Source organism: Mycobacterium sp. E3247 (assembly GCF_001667785.1).
Lineage (GTDB): Bacteria > Actinomycetota > Actinomycetes > Mycobacteriales > Mycobacteriaceae > Mycobacterium.
This window is the reverse complement of the sequence record NZ_LZJG01000467.1, coordinates 1-735: the sequence shown is the minus strand read 5'-3', so window position 1 is coordinate 735 and position 735 is coordinate 1. Positions and strand designations below refer to the sequence as shown.

The following is a 735-nucleotide window of genomic DNA, read 5'->3' as shown; positions in this document are numbered from 1 at the left end:
CTGGGTGCCTGGGCGATGAACTGCATGGGCCCCCAGGACGCGACGATGCTCACGCTGATCGAGCATGGAACCGACGAGCAGAAAAAGCGCTATCTGGAGCCGCTGGTCAACGGTGACATTCGGGTCTGCTTTGCCATGACCGAAAGAGCCGCCGGCGCCGATGCCACCGGCATGCAGACCAGCGCGGTGCGCGAGGGCCGGATTGGGTTCTCAATGGCGAAAAGTGGTTCACCTCCGCCGCTTCCATCTCACAACTGGCATTGGTCATGGCGAAGACCGATCCCGACGCGCCGCGCCATCGCCAGTACACGACGTTTCTCGTCGAGTTGCCCAATCCTGGCTTCGAGATCATCCGCAACATTCCGGTTATGGGAGAGACCGACGTGCCGGCCTTCCACGGTGAGGTGACCATGGGTCACGCGGAAGTGCGCATCAACGACCTCGTTGTCCCCCACGAGAACATTCTCGGCGGACTTGGACAGGGCTTTGCCATGGGCCAGCATCGCCTCGGCTACGGCCGGCTGCGGCACGGCATGTGGAGCATCGCGAAAGCCCAAGCAGCGCTTGACATGGCGGCCGCGCGGGCATGTGAAAGAGTCACCTTCGGCAAACGGGTGGCTGATCGTCAGGGAATCCAGTGGATGCTCTCCGACTGCGCCGAGAAGCTTTACGTCACCCGGCTGATGATCCTGCACCTGGCTTACAAGATGGAACGCGGGCTCGACTTGCGGATCG

Annotated in this window: 1 protein-coding gene; it reads left to right on the top strand. The window is 62.3% G+C overall.

Features of this window, described 5'->3' with window-relative positions; translation table 11 throughout:
• Positions 1-125: 125 nt before the first annotated feature.
• The coding region (locus A9X04_RS22965; RefSeq protein ID WP_369829002.1) for an acyl-CoA dehydrogenase family protein at positions 126-735 on the top strand (610 nt) is incomplete at its 3' end.